The sequence below is a fragment of the Microbacterium mcarthurae genome, from assembly GCF_046064585.1.
GTDB classification, from domain to species: Bacteria; Actinomycetota; Actinomycetes; order Actinomycetales; family Microbacteriaceae; genus Microbacterium; species Microbacterium mcarthurae.
The window spans coordinates 17,544-42,881 of the sequence record NZ_JAROCE010000007.1; the positions used below are offsets into that span (position 1 = coordinate 17,544).

Consider the following 25,338-nt stretch of genomic DNA (forward strand, 5'->3'; position numbering starts at 1 on the left):
AACATCGCCGCCATCGAGACCCTTCGTCGGCTCGATGCAGAGCAGCGGCCGGCTACCGCCGATGAACAGGCCGCGCTCGCGCGCTGGTCGAGTTGGGGCGCCATCCCGGAGGTGTTCGACGAACGCCGCGACGACTGGGCGCGTGAACGGGAGCAGCTGCAGAGCCTCTTGACGGACGCGGAGCTCACCGCCGCGCGCCGCACGACCATCAACGCGCACTACACCGACCCCGCTTACGTCGACGCCATGTGGGCGGCGATGCAGCGCCTCGGCTTCGAGGGCGGGCGCGTGCTCGAGCCGGGTAGCGGCGCGGGGACATTCATGGGCATGGCGCCGGTGGGCGCCGAGATGACCGGTATCGAGCTTGACCCGCTCACCGCCTCCATCTCGCGCGGGCTCTATCCGGCCGCAGATGTGCGCACCGAGTCGTTCGCGGACACCCGCTTTCCGCGGGCATCGTTCGACGCCGCGATCGGCAACGTCCCGTTCGCCGACGTCGCGCTGCACGACTCCACGCACAACCGTGGCGGGCACTCGATGCACAACCACTTCATCATCAAGTCCCTCGCCCTTACGCGCCCGGGCGGGCTCGTCGCCGTGCTGACAAGCCGGTTCACGCTCGACGCGCAGAACCCCGCCGCCCGCCGCGAGATGAGCGACATGGCCGACCTGGTGGGCGCGGTGCGCCTGCCCACTGGGGCACACCGTCGCGCCGCCGGCACCGAAGCCGTCACGGATCTCCTCATCCTTCGTCGACGCGAACCCGGCGCCGAGCCCGCGGACGCGACCTGGGAGAGCGTCACCCCGCGGCTCATCGACGGGGAGAAGATCTACGTCAACTCCTACTTCGACAACCGACCAGACCACATCCTCGGCGCGCTCGAGGTGGGAACCGGCATCCACGGCTCGACCACGCTGCAGGTCCGCGGAGATCTCGCAACCGCGGCCGCGCAGCTGGACGCCGCCCTCACCGACATCACGACCAGCGGCATCGAACGCGGGCTCACCATGGCGGCGCCGAGCGCCGACGTTCTCGTCGAGCGGGAAACGCGTGTCACAGCCGATCCTGCGCTGTGGGACGGAACCATCGTCGACCAAGGCGGGGGAGAGTTCGCCACCGTCGCAGACGGCGCGCTGACGCAGCTGAAGGTGCCCCGCACCCACGCGCGAGAACTCTCAGCACTGCTCGGGCTTCGTGACCAGGCTCGCGCCCTGGTCACACGGGAGGCGCGCGAGTCGGAGGACACCGACGAGATGGTGGCGCAGCGTCAGGCGCTGCTCGCCGACTACCGCGCCTACGTCGACTCCTACGGCCCGATCAACCGGTTCAACGAACGTTCCACCGGCCGCGTCGGCGCGGAGACCGGAGAAGAGATCCTCGCGCGGGTCATGCCGAAGGCGGTCAGTCTCATGAGAGATGACCCGTTCGCGGCGCTCACGCTGGCGCTGGAGCGCTTCGACGAACAGACCCGCACCGCCGTGCCCGCCACGCTTCTCACGGAACGTGTGGTGGCGCCGCGTTACATCGCGCAGGGCGCCGAGAACGCTCAAGATGCACTCGCCCTGAGCCTGGATCGCACCGGCAGCGCAGACCTCGCCGTGATCGCCGACCTGCTCGGCGTCGACGAAGCCGACGCCCGCGAACAGCTCGGCACACTCGTCTACGACGACCCCGCGACCGGTGGCATCGTGCCGGCCCCCGAGTACCTTTCGGGGAACGTCCGCACGAAGCTGGAAGAAGCCGTCGCCGCCGCCGAAACCAACCTGGCTCTCGAGGTGAACGTCACCGCGCTTCGCGAGGTGATGCCCGAACCCATCGGCATGGAAGAAATCGAGCCCCGTCTCGGCGCCGTGTGGATCGACGCTCCTACGCACCAAGCCTTCCTGCGCGACATCCTGCAGGACAACAGCGTCACCGTGGAGAACCCTCTTCCCGGCAAGTGGGACGTGCGCGGGCAGCGGTGGGGCATTCGCGCCACCAACGAGTGGGGCACCGATCGGCGCCCCGCTACCGACATCGCCGCAGCACTCATGGAGCAGCGCAACCTGATCGTGCACGACACGATCAAGGGCGCCGAGGGACGGGAACGCCAGATCCCGAACGCCGTGGAAACGGAAGCCGCGCAGGAGAAAGGCCAGGCGCTACAGGCACGGTTTGCGGAATGGGTATGGGAAGAACCCGAGCGTGCGGCCCGCCTGCACGACGAGTACAACCGCCGCTTCAACAGCCTCGTTCTCCGCGACTACTCCGCCGCCGGCGACCACCTCACGCTGCCAGGGCTCGCGAGCAGCTTCACGCCACGCCCGCACCAGCGCGGCGCGGTCGCGCGCATGATCGCCGAACCCGCGGTGGGGCTGTTCCACCAGGTCGGCGCGGGCAAGACCGCCGAGATGGTGATGGGCACGATGGAGCTCAAGCGCATGGGCATGGTGAACAAGCCCGTCGTCGTGCTCCCGAACCACATGCTCGAGCAGTTCTCCCGTGAGTGGCTGCAGATGTACCCCCAGGCGAAGATCCTTGCGGCGTCGACCGCCGATCTCACCGGGGACAAACGACGTCGTTTCGTCGCACGCGCCGCGGCGAACGACTGGGACGCCGTGTTGATGACGCAGAGCGCGTTCAAGACGATTCCCCTCTCGCCTCAGTTCGAAGCGGACTACATCCAGGCGCAGACCGACCAGCTTCGCGCCGCCCTCGCTGACGCGCAGGGCGAGGACGCCAAGTCGATCAAGCAGATCGAGAAAGCCATCCTCCGAGCAGAGCAGGCGTACCGAGCAAAGGCCGATATCCCACGCGACCCCGGTCTGGAGTTCGAGAGCACGGGAATCGATTACGTCGTCGTCGACGAGATGCACATGTACAAGAACCTTACGGTCGTGTCGAACATCCAAGACGCGGGCAAGGTCGGATCGAAGCAGGCCACCGACCTGCACATGAAGCTGGAGTATCTGCGCAGCCAACACGGCGATCGCGTCGTCACCGCCGCGACCGCAACGCCGCTGGCCAACTCGGTCACCGAGGCCTACGTGATGCAGCGCTACCTCCGACCGGACCTGCTCGAAGAGGCGGGCATCACCTCGTTCGACGGGTGGGCGGCAACGTTCGGCGAACAGGTCACCGAGTTGGAGATGGGGCCCGCAGGGGACTTCCGCGTGAAGACCCGATTCGCGAAATTCCAGAACGTCCCCGAGATGCTGCGCATGTGGCACGTGTTCGCCGACGTGAAGACCGCGGAAGACCTCAACCTCCCCACCCCCGCGATCGCGGCACGTGACAGCGACGGTGAGCGCGCTCACGCGACCGTCGTCATCCCGCCGTCTCCCGCCATGCAGGAGTACATCGTAGAGATCGCCGACCGCGCGGAGCGGGTGCGCGCCAAGCAGGTGTCGCCCACCGAAGACAACATGCTCAAAATCTCCGGCGACGGCCGCGCCGCCGCCCTCGATATGCGCCTGGTGCGTCCCGGCGTCGAGCCCGATGGGCTCGGCAAGCTGGACTACGTTGCTGACCGCGTTGCCGAGCACTGGCGACGCGAACGTGATCTCATCTTCACCGACAGCACCACCCGTGAACCCTCGCCCATCACGGGCGGCTTGCAGCTGGTGTTCTGTGACCAGAGCACCCCCGCCGCAGGCCGCTGGAATGCCTACGACGAACTACGCACCAAGCTCACCGAACGCGGCCTCCCGGCCGACTCGATCCGCTTCATTCACGAAGCGAAGAACGACGCCGAGAAAGGCCGGCTATTCGCCGCCGCCCGCAGCGGACACGTCGCCGTGCTGATCGGATCGACCGGGAAGATGGGCGTCGGAACGAACGTCCAGGACCGCATCACGGCCATGCACCACGTCGACTGCCCGTGGCGTCTCAGCGACCTCGAGCAGCGCGACGGCCGCGGCATCCGCCAGGGCAACCAGAACGACGAGGTGGCGATCTACCGGTACGTCGTCGAGCGCAGCTTCGACGCCTACTCGTACCAAACGGTCGAGCGGAAAGCGAAGTTCATCAACCAAATCATGCGGGGCCGGCTGGACTCGCGCGAGATCGAGGACATCGGCGAGTCCGCGATGAGCGCGTCGGAGGCGAAGGCCCTGGCATCCGGTAACCCGCTCATCCTGGAGAAGGCGCAAGCCGACCAGGCGCTGCAAAAACTCCGCCGTCAGGAGACCGCGCACCACCGCGCCCAATCGTCCCTGAGCACACGCCGCAGCAGCGCCGTGAAGGAGATCGACAGCGGCCAGCAGATCGTTGCCCAGTTGCGTGAAGCCGCCGCCCGCTCCACCGATGTCAGCGGCGACAAGTTCCGCATCGAGCTCGGCGAACGGACCTACACCAGCCGATCAGAAGCAGTGGAAGCTCTCGGCGCTTGGGCCCACCGATACGGCCTCCAGTACGGCACTGCCATCCCCGTTCCCGAACGCATCGGCTCCATCGGCGGGCACGTCATCACCGCGCACACCGAGCGCCAGTACTACGCCACCACGGGCGGAAAGAACATGCTCAGGCTCACCCTCGAAGACGCCCCCGGCATCGGCGTCACCGTCGATCCGGCTGTAGTGATCGTCGTCGGAGGAACCGTCGCGACTCTCGCTGTCGTGTTGCAGTCGGCGCCGGCCCCCGTGGCCACCGCCGACCCCGGCCCCCCAGGTGCCGGGGCGAACATCCCGGTCCTGGTCCCGCCCGGGTTCTCCGAACAAGCAGCGTGGTCGCTGCCGATCGCCCCACGCAGCGAACCACGGCTCATCGACGACCAGCGGCTGCTGATCACCACGGACAGCGGCGAGCTGAATCTCGTCGACGCCGCGACCGGCGCCGTCACATGGCGCGGCGCCCAGGCACCTCGCGCGAACGACGTCGTACACGCCTCCGAAGTGCAGGGACGCCCGGTCCTCGCCACGGGCGAGTCCTCGCTCACCCTCTGGCCGCTCGATACGGATCGGTCCCCGGTGGCTCCTGTGGAAGTCAACGTCGGCCGCAGCGCAGAGGTGACTTACCTCGGCTCACAGCCGCTAATCACCTTGCCTAACCAGACCGCGGGCCTGTTCACCGGCGACGGTCTCACGTTGACGGACGTGCCCGTCACAGCGGTCCCCATCCTGTCGGGCCGCGAAGGGATCATCGCGGCCAACGAAGAGTCGTGGTGGACGCTCACCGCCGATCAAGCGCCCGTGAAGAAGCCGCTCCCCCGGCCCGAAGGTGTCGAAGGGGCCCCGCTGCTGATCTCCGCGGCCGACGACGACACTCTCATCGTCGTGTGGTCTCAGCGACCGGCTCTCACCGTGACACTGGTCGACCTCCCGTCGAACACGATCACGCTTACCGCCCCGATGAACGCCCGGATCACCGCCCAGGACGTTCCCATCCACGCCGCCGACGCCGAAACGCTCACCCTCGGCGAAGCGTTCATCGACTACAGCGCCGCCCCACGTGCCGTCGCGCTCCCGAGCCGCATGACCCCCGTCGCCGTATCCGGCTCCACCGTCTACGGCACCGAGAGCAACGAGGCCGTCCTCGTCGACGCCAGCGCGACGACGCCGAGCTCGGAGCCGTTCACCACTCTCACCACCGGAGTATCCGAGTCGCCGCTCGCAGCGCTCACCACGACGGTCTACGTCATCAGCGAGAAGGTCGACGAGACACTCGTCTACGCCTCGACCGCAACGGAAGGAGATGCCCCATGATGAACGTCAGCATCGATACAGACGGCACGGGCGTAGTCACGCTCCCCGGCCAGAGTGTGCCCATCACCGCAGCGGACTCTGACGCCGCGCGAGCGCAAGCCGTCGAGGTGCTGGTGGCGTACACCGCCACCACCGGTCAACGGCAGTACGCCCACGCGATCGACACGGGCACCTCCCTCATGCTCACCATCGACCCAGACGGCGCCGTCACGGTCGACAGGGAGCACGCCCGCGCCCTCGCCCCCGTGGTCGAACCCGCGGTGGACGAGGAACCCGCACAGCCAATCCGCGAAACCGTCGACGAACTCCCGGCGACACCAGCAGTCCTCCCCGAGCCTGCCGCCGACACAGTGCCGGCGCCCACGCCCCACATTGATCCCGACTTCGACCTCACCAGCGGTGGTGAACGTCGCTCGCGCGTGCGCAGCGCCATGATCACCTTTGACGACGGTTCCACGGAAATCATCCGCGGCACCATCCTGCTCGGGCGCCGGCCTCCCGAGGACGCCGAAGGTGTCGACGCGACCGTCACCGTCGATGACCCCGCGCGCTCAGTGTCGAAATCCCACTGCATCCTGTCGTTCCACGACGGCACACTCTGGGTCACCGACCAGTCTTCGGCCAACGGCACCACCGTCACCGAACCCGGAAAAGACCCCATCGACCTGACCCCCGGACACGCCCGAACGGTCGTTACCGGCACGCGCCTTCAAATCGGCGATCGCTCATTCACTGTAACCATTCCGGCTCCTCGAGCAACGCGGGCGCGGTAACCGGGCGCGGGCATTTCTCCCACACCCGGTGCAGGTCTTTGCGTACCCTACGAAGACCAGCATCCCGCGTTGTCGAATCTGCGCACCCCCGCATTGAGTCGGCAAGCTCCCTCGCTTTGCCATACCCAGAATCCAGGAGCCCCGAAGTGCCAGCACCGACAGTTCCAGCTGACGCGATCGCACTGCTGGCCCGCACCGGCCCCCGCAACATCATCAACTACCTGGTGAAGCACCCCGGCAGCTACTACGGCGAGATCCGTGAAGCGACCGTCACAGCGGTGAGTTCACTCACCCGCGACCTGCGTCTGCTCGAATCCATCGGAGTCATTCGCACCGACGTAGAACAGCCAATCGGAGCCCGCCGCGGCCGCGCTCCCCGTTACACGGTCGACGTCGACCGCATCGACGCGCTCATCGGCGAGCTCCGCGCGCAGCTGCTCGGCTAAGCACCCTCCCCCGAGGGGCCACCAACGTCCGACCGGCCAGCTAATGATGGCGCTACTACCGGCGTGTCAGCGTGTTAACGGTGGCGCTACCCAATACGTTCGCCCTATGGCAGTTCGTCGACTCCCCCGAGGCACGCGCGTGGATACCGTCGCGCTCGGTTGGAAGGTTGAGAAGGCTCAGAAGGAACGCTTCGAGCGCCTTGCCGCGCACGCCGGCGTTTCCTCCGCCGTGTTCTTCGAAGCGGTCGTGGACCATCTCAACACCGAACTGACCTCTCGCGGTCTGCCCGAATGGTGGCCCGCACAAGAACTCACGGACGGGGAGTTGCCTATCGACTCGCCCTAAAGAGAAGAGGCCCGCCGAAGCGGGCCTCAAAGCTCATGTGCCTCATCTGACTTGCTTGGCGGCGGGTCCCAGATGAAGCGGTTTTCAAGAAGTACCGGTGGAACCGGGCCTTCGTCGTTCCCTGACGCTGACCAGGAGAACAATGCACACTTTAGCGCGCCCGCGCGCCCATACGCATTCTCTAAACGCAAATTCGTCCCGCGTGTCGCGGGAATCTCCCCCTGCGCGCCCCCAGGACGCCGCACAGCGCAGCAGGTCACCCAGAGGCGGCAGCTGGGCACTCCCCGCGCCCGAGGGCGTCTATGGCCCTCTGAGGGCCTGGCCCAGTGCATCCGTCTGGTTCGACGCAGTGATGGACATCCTCCGCACCCCGGAGGGTGAAGAAGCCCGTCGACGCGCGAAAGTCGCCCCCGACACGCTCCTGCGCGTCGCACACGCCGACCGCACGGCCGCAGACCAATCCACGGGCCGCGGCGTCACCACCGCACACGACACCGTGGCGGGCGTGCTCGGCATGAGCGGAAAGACCGTCCAGCGAGCCCGGCAGCTGCTCGAGGTGCTCGGCCTGGCGGTGACCGTCGCTGAGGGCCGCTACCTGACCACAACCGAGCGCGCGCAAGCCCACGCTAAGCACGGTGGCCAACAGCTCCGGGCAGCGTCCACTCGTGCCCTGACACTCCCCCGCGGCTACACGCCCCCCACCGGCAACGCCGTCGCCGGCATCGATTCCACTGCTGTGGAAAATGTCCAGCTACCCACCCGTAGGGGGGTTAAGAACTTCTCTCCCGTTGGTAAAAAATCACCAAGGCGCGCGCATCCGCGCACGCGAGAAGACGCCGCTACGCGGCGCCCAGCTTCGACAAAAACCCGGCAAAAACCGGCTTCGCAGCAACCTCGCCCGATCGACGTTCAACGTCTTGCCGCGGGCCTGTGTGCGCGGATGTCGTGGCTGGACCGTGCGACCTCGCACCTCGGCAAGCTCTGCGACGTGCTGATCGCCCACGGCCTCACAGGGCGCGGATGGACTGCTGAATCGTTACTCGACGCAATCCAGCGCGGCCGCCTTGAGCGGCGTATCCCTCTCGTCGACGTCGCATCCCAGCGTGATCCGTTCGGGTACTTCGTATGGCTGCTTCGCGCCACCGTCGACGCCGGCTCTCCCGCTCCGTTCCTGCAGCTGCAGGTTGAGAGTCGGCGGCGTGCCGAGCGTCAGGCGCTCGAAGCTGCACACGAGGCCGCACGCCGAGCCGAGATCCGCGCCAACGCGGACGAGATCGCCGCGGTGATCGCGCGCATGCGCGAGCACTTCCCCTCCCGCCCGCGCCCAAGCCGTAGGCACTTCACCCCGCCTCACTCCGCGAGGTGATCGAGCCGGCTACGCCGACCAGCTGGGGCCTGACGGCCCGTTTGTTTGCCGTGAAGCCTTCGGCGGCTCCCTCCGCTTCGCTGCGGTCGTAGCTACCTCCGGGCTCCGTTCAAGTGGCTACGCCACCGGCTCCCCCGAGACTTTCGGCACGCGGTCGCTACGCTCCCTTATTTCGCGCCGAAACTCTCTCCTCCCCCGCCCTTCGGGTTGCACTGCACCCTTCGGTTGCTAAGGCGGAAAACCGCCTTCACGGCAAAAAAACGTGGAGGAGAAAGGAAAGAGACCATGACGCTGATGGACATGATCAACGACCTGATGCACGAAGACCACGTTGCGGGTCTGCCGCAATGGACGGGGATGCCGCTGGGACAGCTGGTCACCGATTACCACCACCCCGACGAGCTCGACGCGGCCTGGCGCCGCTGGGTCGAAATCAACGGCCACTTCAACAGCGTCTTCCTGTCCAAGATGTGGCACCGCAGCTACACCGTCCGTCACATGGATATCGGCGAGCACACGTTCGACCTGTACGACGTCGACCTCCGGTGCGCTGCAGGAGCCCACGACTCGCGGAAGATTGGCGACCCTCTCGGCCCGCTCTGCCAGTGCGTCGGCAGCATCACCGCCCAGGCCATCTGCTCCCGCTGCTCCTGGCACCACATCGGCACCGAAGCCGAATGCGTCGAGGCCTGGCACGACCACGCATTCCCCGGCTGGCGCGACCTTCCCACCCTTCCCGGCAAGCTCCGCGGCGGAATGGGCCCCACCAGCATGACGCCGAAGCTCGAGGCCTGGCTCGAGGACAACTACACGCCCGCGTTCCGCGTTCCGGGCGCCCCCATCCTCACCGAACGCCCCAGCTACGGCAGCCGCCACATACCCAACTACAGCCCCTTCGGCGGATTCGACCTCTCCGCCCCCAACAAGCCCTAAGTACTAATCCCGTTACAGATTGGATCGACCATGACGAACCTCACCCCCCGCGACGTCGAAACCCTGCTCGACGATCTCGCCCAGCTGCTCCCGTTCCCGACGACCCTCTACGTGGACATGGGCGCCGAAGAGTGGACCGCCCAGCTCTACTACGGCCCCGTCGACCCCGACAGCGAACTGCCCATCCACCGCGTCGGCATCGACGCCCACACCGTTCGCCCCGTCTGGTGGATCGACCTGGACGAAGGAAGCCGCACCATCCTGCTCGAGGAAGTCACCCCCGACGACGTATGCGCGGTCGCCGCGCGCGTCGCTGAGACACAACAACATGACTAACCCCATTAGTACTGTTTCCGTTACACGACTGGCGGGAACAGTACTAATCCCGGCAGAAGAGCATCATGGGACCCAGCGGCAGACGGAGCAGCCGCCGGCATCGGACGATCGGACGGAGCCGATCGGCAGTCAAGGCCTGTCGGCCCGTTCTTTTGCCGTGAAGCCTTCGGCAGCATACGGTCGACCACCCTGCGCGCCAGAGCTTTCGCGGCATATCCTCGCTCGCTTCGCTCCCTCCGGTATTCCACGGTCACTGGCACTACGGCCGCTCTTCCTAGCGGCGATAAATCGCCTTCACGGCAAGAAAACGATTGGGATGGGAGGATCACGAAATGGACAAGCTCACGGTCTACACGACGGGCCCCAGCTGCGGAAAGTGCTCGATGACCAAGATGATGCTGAAAGGCAAAGGCATCCCATTCGTCGAGGTCGACATCACTCAGAACCCGGCCGCACACGAGTACGTGACGGAAGAGCTCGGCTACAGCATGGCCCCGGTTGTCGTCGTGGACGACGACGATCACTGGTGCGACATGCGCCCCGACCAGATCGACCGGATCGCCGCGAAGTTCGCCGCGTGACCCCCAGCCAAAACAGTACTAATCCCGTTACCACTAACCGAAAACACCCCTAATAGTACTAATAGGGGTACAGGCGCAAAGCGCACGACCGAAGGAGACACCATGGAGAAGATCGCCGTTACCCGCCTCGCAGACCTTCGCGCAGGGGACCGCCTCGTAAGCCTGGACGGCCGCGCATATATTCCGGTGCGGATCGTTGCGCAGGGGCTCGGGTGCATCGGCGCAGGAACCGTTCAAGGTGTGCGCCTGGTGAACCCGTTCCCAAGTAGCGACGTCGAGCACGTGTTCTACCCGTCGCAGATGGACGGGCACCGCATCGAGGTTGAGCGCAGCAACTAACCCTAATACCCCTAACAGTACTAATCCCGTTACTATGGAGTGAGATCCGAGACTCGCAGGGGTGCGCCGCCACGGCAAAGCGCACCCCTAAGAGTACTATTACCGTTACAAGGAAGGTGCCTCACATGACTCTTCGCATCCTCGCCGTCGTCGGGCAGAAGGGCGGCGTCGGTAAGACGACGACCGTCATGAACCTCGCCGCAGTGCTGTCAGATCATGCCCGCGTACTCGTCGTCGACGTCGACCCGCAGCGCAGCGCAACCGACTGGGCGGAGGCGGGAGGGGACAATGTGCCCTTCGACTTCGCTACCGAGTCAGACCCCCAAGTCCTCGCCGGTCTACGGCGCACCAACGAGTACGACGTGATCGTCGTCGACACCCCGGGAAGCTTGCGGGACACCGACGTTCTCGGCGCGGTCCTCGACAACAGCGATTTCGTCATCCTGCCCATGGAACCCGCGACCATGAGCGTGAAGCCCGCAGTTCGCGTCATTCGCCAGCTGATCGAGCCGCGGAACCTGCCCTACCGAGTCCTGGTGAGCCGTGTGAAGCGCGATCCCTCCGCGGTGCGCCGCAAAGACGACGCGCTCGAACTCCTCGACGAGATGCACCTCCCACGCTTCCGCAGCGTCATCCGCGAATACGTCATGCACACGGACGCACCGCTGACCGGGGAAGTGGTCACCACCTACCCCCGCAGCCGAGCCACCGCCAACGCCATCGACGACTACAAAGACCTCGCCCTGGAGCTCACGAGCCTCTGGGCCAACGGAAAGAGATAGGGGATCTCCCATGGCACGCAAAACCCTCTCCTCCCTCGTCGGGCGCCTCGAGGACGATCAGCCCGCTGAGACCCCACAGCCGGCGCCCGCCGCCGCCCCCGTGGAGAAGACCGCCGAGGCGGCCCCCGCGGCCGAGGCACCCGCGCCGAAGAAGCGCACCAAGTACCCGCCGAAGGTGTCGTTCTACCAGGAGCTTGAAGACACCGACCGCATCCGCGGTGCAATCCTGCACACGTTCGCACAAGAAGGGTTCCGCAACCTCTCGCAATTCCTCAACGCTGCCGCGATGAAAGAGGTCGAGCGCCTCGAGGCCAAGTACAACGACGGCAAGCCGTTCCCGCCCGTCAAGGCCCGCGAACTGCCCCAGGGGCGCCCAATGGGGGTATGACGTGAGCGCTCGAGCGCGGCGCGGCTGGGCGCGGGCCGGGATCATCCTCGCAAGCGGGGGTGTCGGATACGGCCTTCGCAGCGCCTTCCCGCCCTACCCAGCGCTGACCACACCCGTTGTCATCGACGAAGCTCTCTGGCGCGCGATTCTGAGCGGGCCCCCGATGGCCGGCGTCTTCGCTGTCATCGCCGCCGTCATCGCCTTCACTCCCGCCATCCGCTCAACCAAAATCGCCCGCGAGAACGCCGCGCGCGAACAGTGGTGGAACCGCGCGCAATGGGCCCTAGGGCTGGCCGCATCCGATGACCAGGAAGACCGCGAGGTCGCAAACGACGCCCTCCAGGCCCTGCTCGAGGACGCGACCCCCACCGAAGGCAAGATGATCTACCGCACGATCAAGAACCTTCAACGCCCAGCCGCCGTAGACACGCCCGCAATCGCGACGGAAAATAGACCGAGAAGGAAGGTGATCAGATGGCTCGGCATTCCCGCTCGTCCTTCACCGGACGCTTCGTGACATCGCACAAGGGCAGCCTCCAGCGCCGCATCGCGGCAGGCGAGGCCGACCCGATCAGCGATCGCGAGCGCGCACAGCTTCAAGAGATCCGCCAGACCTACATCCGCAGATTCGGCGTCGACCCCGAGGCCCAGACGGTCTCCAAGACCGCCTGACACGCGCTGAGAAGGGACCGTGCCCACGGGGCCGGTCCCTTCCTTCGTTCTCGAGCATCACCACATCAGCCGCTCGCACCGGATACATGCCGATCTTGCGCAAGGGAGAGCACGGTCCAGGGTGCGGCAACGCCGCATCGCATCGCGACGCGCAGCGCCCTTGACGGTGATCGACCGCGTGCCACGATCCCAGCATCCGGGGGAGGGGTGAATCACTTTCCGGACTCGCTCCCGGGGGCGCGCCCGAAGATGACTTACGGTCCATCTAGACATTTGTCTCATGGAGTCCGTCTTCGTTCTCAAAGGAGAAACGTCATGCCCCGACAGCGTCCGCAACCGCGGCCTTCCCTGATAAGTGAGCGTCCCGCCAGTTCCGACAACGCCCCTCACGCGGGGAGCTCGCCCCGTCGCCGGTCAACGCTGGCTGGTGGGAGCATTTTCGATCCCCCGTTTATGCCAACGGCACACGGGGACATTCCTGTGGCCGAAGGTGATGAGGGCCGAGCGCGATAGTCCTCACTTCCGGTTGCTCGTCGAGGGACCGGTGTGCTTGACGTACTCCGCCCAGGTGCATTCCACTGCGAGCTTCATCCCGTCCTCGGGAAAATAGCCGATTAGTTGCCGCTGAGCCGGATCGTCGTGAAACGTCACCGAGCGCAGCAGCTTCCGCCCCTGCACCTCGACCACGCGCACAATCGCGATTCGTCTGCTGCGGTCGAAGACGAGCCACACCCCCGGCTCGGGGGAGCGCTGCAGCTGAGACATCGGAGACCAAACCTGTACCACGCGCGGCCCTCACGCCCCGTTGACGGTCATGAGCCGTTGATCCCGCCACCGGCAGCATGGACCACGGCGGCGGCATGATGAGCGAAGACGACATGCAATCGCTCAAGCAGGCCACCGGAACCGACGCCGCCCGGCTGTTCCTCCAGCAGATGATCGAGCACCACCGCGGTGCCATCGACATGGCCCTGGAAGAAGCGACCAACGGCCAGAACAGCGACGCCGTCGCACTCGCCAACACCATCATCGAGGCGCAGACCTCCGAGATCGCCACGATGGAGGAGCTTCTCGCCACTCTCTGATCCCGCCCGGGGTGGGGCGCGGAAAGCCCACCGCGCCCCACCACCTGATCAGACGAAACGCACCCTGTGGCGCGACTACAACTACCACCGCGCGCCGGTCTCCGGCCCCGCGCCTTGTCCTTCACCACCCTCACCGCAATCGTCGCGCTTGCTCTGTGGGCGAGCATTCGGGTGGCCCACTGATCCGGCGAGAATGAGCATGGTTCCCAGTTGGATGCAGACGTGACGGACACGGCATTTGACGATATCATCGCTATGTGGCGATGAATAAAGAGGGTGGTCTACTCGATCCTGACGCGACCGCTGTGTACGCGCACCTATTCGACGCGCTTGGGGACCCCACGCGATTGGCGGTTCTCCAGCATCTGGCGTCCGGCGAGCATCGCGTCCGGGATCTCGTCCAGCACCTCGGATTGGCGCAATCAACCGTAAGTAAGCACCTCAGCTTCCTGCGGGACTGCCGACTAGTCACTGTTCGCTCGGAGGGTCGGGCTTCCTGGTTCGATCTTGCGCAACCTGTGGCGACTGCGGCTCTCATTAACGCCGCCGAACTCCTGCTGAGAGACACCGGCACGCGTGTCACGCTATGCGCTCACCTTCATCAGCCTGGTGAAGACTTCGCCCTTGGAACGGACGCGGCCTGATGGGCGCCGGTCACACGCACGCACCGTCTACCGGCGCGGCCGGGCATCCGACCGACCATCGGGCGCGTCTCTGGATTGCGTTTGCAATCACCGCGGCAATCGCCGTGACTCAAGCGGTTGGATCCTTCTTTACCGGCAGTCTTGCCCTCCTCACGGACACGGCCCACGCACTCACTGACGCATCCGGACTTCTCGTTGCACTCATCGCCGCGACGCTGGTGCTGCGGCCGGCTAGTGCGCGACGCACGTGGGGGTTCCGTCGCATCGAAGTTATCGCTGCCTTCGGGCAAGCGGCTCTGTTGATGGCGGTAGGGGGTTACACAGCCATCGAGGGGGTACGCCGGCTCTTCGAGCCCCCGGAGGTGCCAGCTGCGGAACTGCTGGGTTTTGGAGTCGTTGGGTTAGTCGCGAACGTCATCGCCATCTTCGTGCTGTCTTCCAGTCGCGGAGCTAACTTCAACATGCGGGCAGCGTATCTGGAAGTGCTGAATGACGCGCTGGGATCACTGGGGGTTATCGTCGCGGCTGTCGTCATCTGGACGACGGGTTTCTTTCAAGCGGACGCCATCGCCGGTCTTTTCATCGCCGCTCTCATCGTGCCGCGTGCGTTCAAGTTGCTACGCGAGACGTCGTCGGTGTTGATGGAGTTCACCCCCGACGGTTTGGACTTGGACGATGTGAGATCTCACATTCTCCAACTCGACCACGTCATAGACGTCCATGACCTACACGCCTCGACAGTCGCCACCGGCCTGCCGACAATCAGCGCGCATGTCGTGGTTGAAGACGAATGCTTCACGGACGGACACGCAGCCGCTGTCCTCAAGGACGTCAGAGCATGTGTGGCTCAACACTTCGAGGTGTCCGTGCTGCACTCCACCTTCCAGATTGAGACAGCCGACCTGCAAGATTCGGAACCCGGGGATGTCCGTCACGCTTAATCGCGGGCGCCGAACCGCTCGAACGGGCGTGTTCGCAGCCCGATCGCATATCGGCACACCGTCGGCCGTTCCCAGCCATTCGCCCAGAACCTCTCCGTACACTGGCTGCTGATGTATACCGACGCTCACGCCCGGCGCTCAGCGCTGGCGAAAGAGCACGGAGCGATAACGCGACTCATTACCATCATCGCCCTCGGGGCCCTCCTGCTGCTCGGAGTCGTGGCCCTCAACCATGGCGACAACGCCCCGGTAAGCGGTGTGGTCGCGACGGCATCTGACACTGCGCCGCACGACCCGGCCGCACCCGTCGCTACCTCTATCGTCGAGGCGAGCGTGTACGACGTATCGCCCGGAATGGCGCTGTGCGTTCTCGGCGTCGTCTGCGGATTCGTGCTGTACCTCGTTGTTCATCTCCTGGTGCGCCGCGGACCGGCTGGGATCACACTCGTCTGGCGCGCCCTCCCGCCGTCTTTGATCCACCCGGTGTCCGGCAGGCCTGAGGGCCACGCCCTCACAATCGCGCAACTGGGTATCTCTAGAACCTGACATCGGCACGTCGCCCCCGCGGCGACACTCATCCCGGGCAACCCGGGCTTTTCTTGTGCCGTCAAGTGTTGGAGTACCCATGAAAATCAACTGGAAGGCGACGGTCATTACCGCCGCCGTCGCCGTCGCGGTCGTCGCGGGGGCTGTCATCTATGTCCTAGTCGATCAGAACAACACCCGCGTTGCCGCCGAGGAACGGGGAGGAGGGTCGATAGCGGTTGTTAGAGACGACTCCCACGTCCTCGACGACGCCGGCGACGGCGCCATCACCATCGTGGAGTTCTTGGACTTCGAGTGCGAAGCCTGCGGCGCCTACTACCCCGTCGTCGAAGAGCTTCGTGTGAAGTATGAGGGACAGATCAACTACGTCGTTCGCTACTTCCCCCTTCCCGGCCACATCAACTCCGAAAACTCAGCGGTCGCTGCGGAGGCCGCGGCAGCCCAGGGACGCTTCGAAGACATGTACAACCGTCTCTTTGAGACGCAAGCACAGTGGGGGGAGTCTCAGCAAAGCCAAGCGGAGCTGTTCCGCTCGTACGCGACCGAGTTGGGCTTGGATATGACGGCCTACGACGAAGCTGTCGCCGACCCTGCCACTCTCGAGCGCGTTCGATCCGACCTCGACGACGGACGCGCCCTCGGCGTGGACCGAACCCCTACGTTCTTCGTCGACGGCGAACCTCTTGTCATTGAACGATGGAACGACCTTGAAAGTGCCATCACCACCCGCTTGGACGGCACCCCCTAGTGGCGGGCCTGTCACACCGACGAGTCATCATCGTGGGCGCAGGGCAGGCTGGATTGGCAACTGCAGCGGCACTGATCGCTCGCGGCATGGAACCGCAGCGTGACTTCGTGGTCATCGACAGTTCCGCGCGGGGACAACGCACGTGGAGTGCGCGCTGGCCTTCTATGCGGTTGCTCAGCAATGCTGAGCACTCCAGCTTCCCCCGCAGACCACTGGAGGGTGACCCGTATCGGTACCCCACCCCGGGAGACATCGAAGGCTATCTACACAGATTCGAAGCGGAGCTCGGGGTAAACCCCGTCTGGGGTGTCCAGGCCCTCGCCGTGACTCGCCACGGCAACGGCCCAACCCTGCTCTTGAGCACCACGGTTGGCGAAGTGCAGACCCGCAACGTCGTGTGCGCTACCGGCGCCGCAGCACGTCCCCGATTTCCGAAATGGGCCGCGGACGCCGAAGTCGAAGGAGTACAGATGCACACCAACGCCTACAGAACACCCGAGCAGATTCCGCGAGGCCGGGTACTTATTGTCGGCGGTGGTATCGCCGGGACGGAAGTTGCTTCCGACCTCGCGAAGTCGCACGACGTCACTCTGGCGGTCCGCACCCGACGGGCTGAAGCGCATCCGCGGCAATTCCCCACCCAGCCGCGCGTCTCACCGTGGCGGCGCGTGAAGATCGCCCCAGAACCCCTCTACGACGCCCTCCGAGATAAAGGCGTCTCCATTCGAGCCGAGACGATTGGGGTGGACGGGGCCAAGTTCGCCTTCGCGGATGGCTACCGGCAGGCCTACCAGTCAGTCGTGTTCGCCACCGGGTACGAAGCGGGCGACGAGTGGTTGCCCACGCAGCCGCAGCTTCAGCGACGCATCCCCACCGCGACGACGCTACCCGGTCTGTTCGTTGCCGGAATCCCCGTGCACAGCCAGGCCAGAGCTAACACCCTTCCCGGGGTATGGACGGACGCGGCTCGTATTGCCCGATTCATCTACGCCCGACCTTGAAAAGACCAATGAGATTCTTCCTCGTATCCAGACCTCGCCATCGCGCAACGCAGGTCACGGTGACGCTGTGCGCCACTGTCGCTCTTAGCGCCGCCCTCATCGTTGCAGGACCCGCCGCGCCGACCTTTGCTGTCGTGGCCCCGGCGCTGAGCTCGGCCATGGATGTCAGCTTCACCACTGCGCCTCTGAGCGTCGAACGTTCAGGAACCACCGTAACGAGCTCCGAGACTCCATCACCTGGGCACCAGACCCATCCTCATTCCACGGCCACCCCACGCGCGGACGGTCGAGGAGTGCCCACCGGCGGTGGCGAGGTCGCTCCCGTGCTGGGAGTCTCCGCGGTGGCGATGATTCTCGGCGGAGCGCTGGTCACGCTTCTGGTCACAGCGCGGCGAACCCGCCACCTCCGGAAGGGCCAAGAAGGTGACCGCTGAGAAGACGCGGCCGTTCGCCGTCGCCTGCATGGTGGCAGCGGCCGCGGTGTTGATAGACCAGTTCAGTAAAGCCATCGCCCTGACTGCGCTTGCCGACGGGAGACGGGTGCCCATTATTGGGGACGCATTCGGTCTGCAACTCGCCTTCAACCCCGGCGCGGTGCTGGGAACGGGCTCGGGCATGACCTGGGTTCTCACCTTGATAGGCGTGGCAGCCGTTGCCGGGCTTTTCGTCCTGGCGGCCCGCGCGCGAACGGTGGGATGGGCGGGTGGTGTGGGGCTATTCCTCGGTGGAGCTGTCGGCAACCTCATCGACCGTTTCATGTCGCCGCCAGGATTCGCAATCGGCCACGTCACCGACTTCCTTGCATACGGGCGTCTGTTCATCGGCAACTTGGCAGACGTCTTCCTCGCCGCTGGAGCGATAGCGGTTGCAGTGATGCTGATGCTCCGCCAACGCGCCCACAGTGGCACCAAGGTCGCGCCTGCCACACCACCCACGTTCGGGGTTCCCCCGGAGGACAAGCAATGAAAAAGACCAAGACGCCATCTCGGTATCAACGAAACGCCCTCGCCCCCGGTCTGATCGCCGCAGCCGCCCTGTTCGTGGCGCCAGCGCTGCTGGACAGCGGCTGGTTCACGCTTGTGCGCTTCATCGTGGCAATCTTGGCGCTCATCGTCGCCTCGTTCGCCTACCAGGAGCGGCAGCTGTGGTGGGTGCCGGTGTTTGCTGTGATCGCGGTGGCATGGAACCCGGTGCTCCCCATCCCCGCTGAAGGTGTTGTCTGGACCGCGGCGCAACCCGCAGCCGCAGTCGTCTTCCTTGTCGCGGGAGCCATCATCAAGAGGGAGCGGGCATGAATCGCAAACTCCTCGCCCTCGGCACGGCGCTCATCATCGTCGGCGTGATGAGCGGTTGCACCGCCACGACCCAAACAACGGACGCCGGCGCGGGCGCATCGTTCTCCGATGGGAATTTCCAAGTGGCCGAGATTGCCCCGTCGGACAGAGGCGAACCCGTTCAGTTCGAAGGCGTCATCGAAACCGGTGAAACCGTCACCAGCGACGACTACCGAGGTGAGGTGCTCGTGGTGAACTTCTGGTACGCCGCCTGCGGACCGTGCATCGTCGAGGCTCCCATGCTCGAGGAGGTCTTTCTGCGCTTCCAGAACGAGGAAGTCGACTTCCTCGGAGTGAACACCTACGACCAAGCTGAGACAGCACTCTCTTTCGCGCGCGAGAACAACGTCACCTATCCCAGCGTCATCGACGTCAATGACGGTCAGGTGAAACTCGCCTTCGCGCAACTCACCCCGATCCAGGCCACACCCACAACGCTCGTAATGGACCGCCAGGGTCGCCTCGCCGCCCGCATCATCGGCCAACTTCCCAGCGCGTCCATCCTGTCCACCATCGTCGCGGACACGCTGGCGGAGAGACCATGAGCGCCGGGGCGCTCGTCGTCGACGGCGCACTCTGGCTTGCCATCCCCCTCGCCCTGGTCGCCGGTCTCATCTCCTTCCTATCGCCCTGTGTCCTACCGCTGGTGCCCGGCTACCTCGGGTACCTCGGCGGTGTGGCCGCCCCTCCCACCTCCACAACCGGAGGAGACGGAGCGACGACGGTCACCACACGCCCGCGGCTCGTAGCAGGCGTCCTGCTCTTCATCGCCGGATTTACTGTGGTCTTCGTCGCCGTGACCGTCTTGGGGGGATTCTTCGGGGTGGCGCTCTCGCGCTACGCCGATCTCCTTACCCGCGTCTTCGGCATTGTGAACATCGTCCTGGGGCTGGTCTTCACAGGCGCAATCCGGCTTGGACAGCGTGGCATGCGTCCGACCCTCCGTCGTCGAGCCGGGCTCGTCGGCGCTCCGCTTCTCGGGTTCTCACTTGGTGTCGGCTGGACACCGTGCATTGGCCCCACACTCGCAGCAATCCTGTCCGTGTCGTGGAACCTTGGTGACCCCGCCCGAGCCGGGCTCCTCGGTCTGTCTTACTCACTCGGCCTCGGAGTGCCCTTCCTCGTACTGGCGCTCGGATGGGGGTGGGCTGCGCGGTCCGTCACAGTCCTCCGCACTCACATCCGCACACTCAACCTCATCGGAGGCGCCGTGCTCATCCTGCTCGGGCTGCTCATGGTGACGGGCGTGTGGACCTCGCTCATGTCACTTCTGCAACAGGTGGTAATCAATGTCCCCCTCCCGCTCTGATACCCGCCACGTCGATTCAGACCCGCGGCGGCCGGCGGACCATCCTGACGGGGCCCCGAACGATCAAGACGGCCCACAGGTAAAGCTGGATGGCAAAGGGTGGCTCCGCTGGACATGGCGCCAGCTCACCAGCATGCGCACCGCGCTCATCCTCCTGCTCTCCCTCGCCCTGGCCGCAGTACCCGGCTCACTGTTTCCTCAACGAGGCGCCGACCCCAACGGCGTCATCCAATGGGAGCGCAACAACCCCGAGTGGTTCCCGTTCCTCGACGCCGTCGGATTGTTCGACGTTTACTACTCGCCCTGGTTCTCGTCCATTTATCTGCTGCTGTTCGTATCCCTCATCGGGTGCGTCATCCCGCGGGCGAAACACCACTACCGCGCTCTCAAAGGACAACCGCCGCGCACACCCATCCGGTTCGCTCGACTCCCCGAACACCTCGAGCGAGCCATCCCCGGCGAGCATCTCACCCCCGCGGCAGCTTTGGATCTTGCCGAAACAGAACTCGCCCGGCGTCGCTATCGCGTCCGCCGCTACGACGGGAAGGGGTGGACCTCCGTTTCGGCCGAACGCGGGTACCTCCGCGAGACCGGCAACCTGCTCTTTCACATCGCCCTGGTCGGCGTGCTCGTCTCCGTCGTCGTCGGCAAGGCGTTCGCCTACACCGGCCAGCGCGTCGTGGTGGAGGGGACAACCTTCGTCAACACCCTCAGCGACTTCTCCTCCTTCGACCCCGGCCGTTTCGCGGACGGATCCAACCTGACGCCGTACTCCCTCACGCTGGACCGTTTCGACGTCACCTACCAGCCAGCAGGCTCCCCTGGCGGTGGGCAAGCGGGCGACTTCGCCGCCAACGTCACGATCAGATCCCCCGGAGCAGACGACCGAACCGAGCGGGTGGTCGTCAACTACCCCATCACTGTAGGGACCGACCGCATCCATCTCCTCGGAAACGGTTACGCGCCTACCCTCACCATCCGTGACGCGGAAGGTCAGATCGTTTATAGCGACTCACTACCCTTCCTCCCGCAAGACTCCAACATGACCTCACTAGGCGTCGTGAAAGTTCCGGATGGCTTGCCGCAGCAGCTCGGGCTGATCGGCTTTTTCTACCCCACACAGGACACCTTGCCCTCAGGTGCCGCCACCTCGATCTACCCCGACGTAATCAACCCCGTCATCACCCTCAACGCATTCGCAGGCGACCTGGGCATCGACGATGGAACCCCCCGTTCCGTCTACGCCCTGGAAGTTGACCAACTCACCCAGCTCACCGGCGGCAACACCGGACAGGAATCCATTGAACTCAGGCCCGGTACCACCGGTGCGCTGCCCAACGGGTGGGGCACCATCACCTGGGAGGAAGCCGACGGTGCTCCGGTGAAACGGTTCGCGTCCCTGCAGATCCAACGCGACCCCAGCAGCGGCTGGGTCCTCGCGTTCTCTGTGCTGGCCTGCGTCGGGCTGTTCACCGGACTTCTCATACCTCGCCGCCGAATCTGGGTGAAAGTCCACCACTCGGCGACCACAACCGACTCGACGATCCACGTGGAGTACGCCGCCCTCGCCCGAGGAGACGACCCGGGGCTTGCCCGCGCGGTCCAGCACCTAGCGGAGGCTCACACAGAAGTGTGTGAGCGGGCGAATACGGCCGCGCAGCCACGATAGGTCCACAGCTATGAACGCCCCCCTCGACCTTGGCGACTACCTGCTGCCCGCAGCGCACCCCTTTACCCTTTTGCCGGGCGCCGCAACGGTGATGGCCACCATCTACCTCCTCGGGGCGCTGCGTCTGTGGCGGCAGCATCGACGGTGGTCGGTGTTGCGCACGGTGAGCTTCGTCTCCGGCTGCGCAGCCCTCGCCGCCGTCACCGGCCTCGCTGTAGAGGACTACGGCAAAGCCCTGCTTTCGGTGTTCATGTTTCAGCAGCTGACATTGATGATGGCCATCCCACCGCTGCTCGTGCTCGGTTCCCCGGGAACCCTTCTGCTGCGTGCCACCCCGCACCGCGGCGTCGGAAAAAGTGTCCTCAAAGTGGCGCACGGCGCGTTGCGGTGGCGAGGGTCAAGATGGGCCCTAAGCCCCTGGGTCGCATTACCCGCCTACCTCGCGGCCTTCTACGGCCTGTACATCGCAGATCTGCTCGATCCCGTCCTAGCCCTCCCCGGCGGTCACACCGCCTTAGAATCGGCGTTCCTGATCAGCGGGATCCTGTTCACCATCCCGGTGCTCTCCACAGATCCACTACCGGTCCGCATGAGCCACGGAGGACGGGCACTCGACCTTTTCGCTGAGGCAGCGTTGCACGCCTTCTTCGGGGTGTTCCTCATGATGGCGACCAGTCTGGTAGTAGGAACATTCGCTGAATCGACCATTGCCCTAGGGATCGACCCCATCGAGGACCAACGCGTAGCCGGCGGTCTTGCATGGTCCTATGGCGAGGCGCCCACACTCATCATGATCCTGATCGTGATGCACCGGTGGTTCCGGCACGACTCCGTTCGTGACGCCGCCGCAAGCAGATGGGCGGACGCGCACGGGGATCCAGAGCTCGACGAGTACAACGAGTACCTGCGCCGTCTAGAGAAAGGCGGGTCCGCATGACAGCACTTCGAGGGGCAACCGGCGCGCTGCGCATGCCCTCTATGTGGACCAGCGGCACGGATTCCTTGCCCGTGACGGCGGCGTTGCCCTTGGCGGCAGCGGCGGGGTTGCTGATGGATGCGGCCACACCGGACCTCGGATGGTGGCCGCTTGCTTTCGTGAGCGTGACGATCCTGCTCGCGGCTCTCCTCGGAAGAGGCACGCTCGCTTCCTTCGTCGTGGGTTGCGTCTTCGGGGCCGTGTTCAACCTTGCCCACCTCGTATGGGTGGCGCAATTCCTCGGACCAGTGCCCTGGTTGGCCCTCAGCGCCCTGCAGACAGTCCTGATCGGTGTCAGCAGCATAACCATCACCCTCACCTACCGTTGGGTGAAGGTACGTAGGCTCGGCGGGGCCTTAGACCTGCTGGGTATCCCCGCGCTGGTAGCAGCCCTGTGGGCCGCGCGGGAAGTACTTGTCGGAATGTGGCCGTACTCGGGCTTCCCCTGGGCACGGGTAGGAATGACGCAAGTGTCGGGACCATTTCCTGAAGTGGCGTCCTGGGTGGGAACGACGGGTGTGACCTTCCTCGTCGTGGGCGTGTGCGCCGCCCTCGTGCAGGCCCTCAGACCGGGGCGTCGCACTCTGCGTGCCGGCGTGCCGGCGCTCGTGGGAGTCCTGCTCATGGCGGTCACACCCCAGTACGCCACCCGGAGTATCGGAACGTTCACCGTCGGGTGGGTCCAAGGCAACGGGCCGGCAGGCTATTTCGACGACCGCAATGAAGGCGACATGCTCCGAGCCCAAGCATCAACATCGAAAACGATTCGGGGCCAGCAGATGGACGTGCTCGCCTGGCCAGAGGGCTCCGTGGACATCGACCCGGCGTCTTCAGAACCCACACGTCGAGTGCTGAGTGAAATCTCCGCCGCGTACGGTGCCCCGCTCCTAATGAACGCCGCAACCACGAGAGGCGAGCAAACGTTCAACTCAACCATGCTGTGGACGACGGACGGTAGCGAGCAGAGCTACGACAAACTCAACCCCGTCCCGTTCGGCGAATACGTGCCCGACCGGTGGCTGTTTGAACGTCTCGCACCTGACCTTGTCAGTCTGATCCAGAGGGAGTACACCCCAGGCAGATCGGCGCCAGTGATGGATATAGGAGGCACCCGCGTCGGGCTGGCGATCTGTTTCGACGTCATCTACGACGACGTGATCTTCGATGCAGCACGGCAAGGCGCGCAGGTCTACATCTTCCAGACAAACAACGCCGACTTCCGCGGAACAGACGAGAACGTGCAGCAGCTCGCCATCGCGCGAATGCGAGCCATCGAAACCGGGCGCGCAGTGGTCAACGTCTCCACCGTGGGAACAAGCCAAGTGATCAACCCCGATGGGTCGACCGAAGAGACCATCGGGGTGGACACGGCCGCTGGCCGAGTGAGCGAGGTGCCGCTACGGGCGGGGATCACGCCGGCGAGCTGGCTCAGCCCCACCATCGAAATTGCAATGGTCGTTGCATCGGCCGGTGTGCTGTTGTGCGTTCGTCTGCGCATCCACGTTCGTGCGCGGAAACGGTGATGAGCTGGACAAACGGCAGACCGCATCGCGCACCCCGCGCGAGCAGCGCACGCTTGGCCTCCGATGCCAGGCTGCCCCGGCTTGGCTGTGACGGCCAGTTCGGATTGGTACCATCGCTGCGATGCCGGTAAGCACGGGACGCGCCCCACTTGGGGCCAGTACCGCCTCCGTCGTGAGAATGAGGATCATCGCCAGCCTCGTCCTAATCTTGATGTGTCTGCTCGCTGTATGGTCAAGCAGCCACTCTGATGCTTCCACGACCTCCGATGCGGCGTCCGCGACCCACACGTGGGAGAGCGATCAAGGTAGTCGAACAGTCCTCGATGAGCCCGCCGGTGACGTTGTCAACAGCCTGACGCAGGCTCTCCCAGCAGCGGCCGTAGCGCTATGCCTGGTAGGCGTGTGTGTGGCGGGAATGCTGCTGGAGCATCGCTTCCGTCTCATGCGGTCGAATCTCAATGTCATCCGCTCACCTCGACGCGATCAGCCTCACGTTTTACGTACCGTCCGCTCACACACCACGACGCTGAGCTTGACCGAACTGTCTCTCTCACGGACCTGACCCGTACCGGGGCTCCGAAAATCACACCTTCTCGGCTGATCTGACGCCAACGAAGTTGTAGTCGAACGCAACTTCCCACCCCTTCGGGCGCGGCCGTACAGGTGCACTCGGAGCGTTTCTGATCCGACGCTCGACGACTGCCGTGGGCGCCCAATCCCCGGGCGCCGCAGTCCCACTGAAAGACGCCATGCACACACTTTTCGCCCCCCGTTCGCCTCGCTGGTTCGCAGCCGCCGGCATTGCCGTGACGGCACTATCCCTGATGTTCGTTCTACCCGGTTCGCCGCCGGCTCGTGCTCACGACGCTTTGGTCCAGTCCTCCCCAGCAGCGGACTCAGTCGTCTCAGCGACGCCCG

At 65.2% G+C, this 25,338-nt stretch carries 27 protein-coding genes; 26 read left to right on the forward strand and 1 reads right to left on the reverse strand.

The window, feature by feature from the left end; all coding sequences use genetic code 11:
- The first annotated feature begins 111 nt into the window (after positions 1-111).
- The 13 genes from P5G46_RS15070 (at position 112) to P5G46_RS15130 (ending at position 12,644) form a co-directional block, all read left to right on the forward strand.
- Positions 112-5,682: a helicase gene (locus tag P5G46_RS15070; protein WP_408905983.1), complete on the forward strand. Its 5,571-nt coding sequence runs from the start codon at positions 112-114 to the stop codon at positions 5,680-5,682.
- Positions 5,679-6,455 (forward strand): FHA domain-containing protein, encoded by a 777-nt coding sequence (locus P5G46_RS15075; RefSeq protein WP_076677893.1) that lies wholly within the window; start codon positions 5,679-5,681, stop codon positions 6,453-6,455. The genes P5G46_RS15070 and P5G46_RS15075 overlap by 4 nt, the downstream gene beginning before the upstream one ends.
- A gap of 146 nt (positions 6,456-6,601) precedes the next feature.
- The gene (locus P5G46_RS15080) at positions 6,602-6,901 is read left to right on the forward strand and encodes a hypothetical protein (protein ID WP_076677891.1); all 300 of its coding nucleotides are present in this window, start codon (positions 6,602-6,604) and stop codon (positions 6,899-6,901) included.
- Between the two features lie 106 nt (positions 6,902-7,007).
- Entirely contained in the window at positions 7,008-7,247 is a 240-nt protein-coding gene (locus P5G46_RS15085; RefSeq protein WP_076677889.1) for a hypothetical protein, read from the forward strand.
- Between the two features lie 352 nt (positions 7,248-7,599).
- Positions 7,600-8,613, forward strand: coding sequence for a hypothetical protein (locus P5G46_RS15090; RefSeq protein WP_146185214.1), 1,014 nt, complete (start codon positions 7,600-7,602; stop codon positions 8,611-8,613).
- Between the two features lie 285 nt (positions 8,614-8,898).
- Positions 8,899-9,546 carry a DUF6349 family protein gene (locus P5G46_RS15095; RefSeq protein ID WP_076677885.1) on the forward strand — a complete coding sequence of 216 codons (648 nt, stop codon included), beginning with the start codon at positions 8,899-8,901 and terminating at the stop codon, positions 9,544-9,546.
- Positions 9,547-9,576: 30 nt separating this feature from the next.
- Positions 9,577-9,882, forward strand: coding sequence for a hypothetical protein (locus P5G46_RS15100; RefSeq protein WP_076677883.1), 306 nt, complete (start codon positions 9,577-9,579; stop codon positions 9,880-9,882).
- Positions 9,883-10,214: 332 nt separating this feature from the next.
- A complete protein-coding gene (locus P5G46_RS15105) occupies positions 10,215-10,463 on the forward strand; it encodes a glutaredoxin family protein (protein ID WP_076677881.1) in 249 nt (82 codons plus the stop codon).
- 102 nt (positions 10,464-10,565) lie between these two features.
- Positions 10,566-10,802, forward strand: coding sequence for a hypothetical protein (locus tag P5G46_RS15110; protein WP_076677879.1), 237 nt, complete (start codon positions 10,566-10,568; stop codon positions 10,800-10,802).
- 125 nt (positions 10,803-10,927) lie between these two features.
- Positions 10,928-11,584: a ParA family protein gene (locus tag P5G46_RS15115; RefSeq protein ID WP_076677877.1), complete on the forward strand. Its 657-nt coding sequence runs from the start codon at positions 10,928-10,930 to the stop codon at positions 11,582-11,584.
- Positions 11,585-11,594: 10 nt separating this feature from the next.
- A complete protein-coding gene (locus P5G46_RS15120; RefSeq protein ID WP_076677875.1) occupies positions 11,595-11,972 on the forward strand; it encodes a ParB family protein in 378 nt (125 codons plus the stop codon).
- A 163-nt stretch (positions 11,973-12,135) separates the two neighbouring features.
- On the forward strand, positions 12,136-12,489 hold the full coding sequence (locus P5G46_RS15125; protein WP_091366575.1) for a hypothetical protein: 354 nt from the start codon (positions 12,136-12,138) through the stop codon (positions 12,487-12,489).
- Positions 12,486-12,644: a hypothetical protein gene (locus tag P5G46_RS15130; RefSeq protein WP_164878236.1), complete on the forward strand. Its 159-nt coding sequence runs from the start codon at positions 12,486-12,488 to the stop codon at positions 12,642-12,644. Before P5G46_RS15125 ends, P5G46_RS15130 begins: the two co-directional genes overlap by 4 nt.
- Before the next feature lie 516 nt (positions 12,645-13,160).
- On the opposite strand, the gene P5G46_RS15135 is transcribed toward P5G46_RS15130, so the two are convergent.
- Positions 13,161-13,409, reverse strand: coding sequence for a hypothetical protein (locus P5G46_RS15135; protein ID WP_076677871.1), 249 nt, complete (start codon positions 13,407-13,409; stop codon positions 13,161-13,163).
- A 77-nt stretch (positions 13,410-13,486) separates the two neighbouring features.
- Here P5G46_RS15135 and P5G46_RS15140 point away from each other — a divergent pair, with 77 nt between their 5' ends.
- The 13 genes from P5G46_RS15140 to lnt all read left to right on the forward strand — a co-directional run bounded on the left by P5G46_RS15140 (position 13,487) and on the right by lnt (position 24,420).
- A complete protein-coding gene (locus P5G46_RS15140; protein WP_083709110.1) occupies positions 13,487-13,729 on the forward strand; it encodes a DUF305 domain-containing protein in 243 nt (80 codons plus the stop codon).
- A 263-nt stretch (positions 13,730-13,992) separates the two neighbouring features.
- Entirely contained in the window at positions 13,993-14,373 is a 381-nt protein-coding gene (locus tag P5G46_RS15145) for an ArsR/SmtB family transcription factor (RefSeq protein ID WP_083709113.1), read from the forward strand.
- Positions 14,373-15,314, forward strand: coding sequence for a cation diffusion facilitator family transporter (locus tag P5G46_RS15150; RefSeq protein WP_076677867.1), 942 nt, complete (start codon positions 14,373-14,375; stop codon positions 15,312-15,314). Before P5G46_RS15145 ends, P5G46_RS15150 begins: the two co-directional genes overlap by 1 nt.
- Positions 15,315-15,425: 111 nt before the next feature.
- On the forward strand, positions 15,426-15,860 hold the full coding sequence (locus P5G46_RS15155) for a hypothetical protein (protein WP_076677865.1): 435 nt from the start codon (positions 15,426-15,428) through the stop codon (positions 15,858-15,860).
- Positions 15,861-15,939: 79 nt separating this feature from the next.
- Entirely contained in the window at positions 15,940-16,608 is a 669-nt protein-coding gene (locus tag P5G46_RS15160; protein WP_076677862.1) for a DsbA family protein, read from the forward strand.
- Positions 16,609-16,640: 32 nt separating this feature from the next.
- The gene (locus P5G46_RS15165; RefSeq protein ID WP_239278268.1) at positions 16,641-17,609 is read left to right on the forward strand and encodes an NAD(P)-binding domain-containing protein; all 969 of its coding nucleotides are present in this window, start codon (positions 16,641-16,643) and stop codon (positions 17,607-17,609) included.
- Between the two features lie 423 nt (positions 17,610-18,032).
- Positions 18,033-18,575, forward strand: coding sequence for a signal peptidase II (locus P5G46_RS15170; RefSeq protein WP_083709109.1), 543 nt, complete (start codon positions 18,033-18,035; stop codon positions 18,573-18,575).
- Positions 18,572-18,904: a DUF6804 family protein gene (locus tag P5G46_RS15175; protein WP_076677858.1), complete on the forward strand. Its 333-nt coding sequence runs from the start codon at positions 18,572-18,574 to the stop codon at positions 18,902-18,904. The genes P5G46_RS15170 and P5G46_RS15175 overlap by 4 nt, the downstream gene beginning before the upstream one ends.
- Positions 18,901-19,488: a TlpA family protein disulfide reductase gene (locus P5G46_RS15180; RefSeq protein ID WP_076677856.1), complete on the forward strand. Its 588-nt coding sequence runs from the start codon at positions 18,901-18,903 to the stop codon at positions 19,486-19,488. Before P5G46_RS15175 ends, P5G46_RS15180 begins: the two co-directional genes overlap by 4 nt.
- Positions 19,485-20,252, forward strand: a complete 768-nt coding sequence (locus P5G46_RS15185) for a cytochrome c biogenesis CcdA family protein (protein WP_076677854.1) — start codon at positions 19,485-19,487, stop codon at positions 20,250-20,252. Before P5G46_RS15180 ends, P5G46_RS15185 begins: the two co-directional genes overlap by 4 nt.
- A gap of 133 nt (positions 20,253-20,385) precedes the next feature.
- A complete protein-coding gene (gene resB / locus P5G46_RS15190) occupies positions 20,386-21,921 on the forward strand; it encodes a cytochrome c biogenesis protein ResB (protein WP_278100885.1) in 1,536 nt (511 codons plus the stop codon).
- Positions 21,922-21,931: 10 nt separating this feature from the next.
- Positions 21,932-22,858, forward strand: coding sequence for a cytochrome c oxidase assembly protein (locus P5G46_RS15195; RefSeq protein WP_076677849.1), 927 nt, complete (start codon positions 21,932-21,934; stop codon positions 22,856-22,858).
- On the forward strand, positions 22,855-24,420 hold the full coding sequence (gene lnt / locus P5G46_RS15200; protein ID WP_239278247.1) for an apolipoprotein N-acyltransferase: 1,566 nt from the start codon (positions 22,855-22,857) through the stop codon (positions 24,418-24,420). Before P5G46_RS15195 ends, lnt begins: the two co-directional genes overlap by 4 nt.
- The last annotated feature ends 918 nt before the right edge of the window (positions 24,421-25,338 follow it).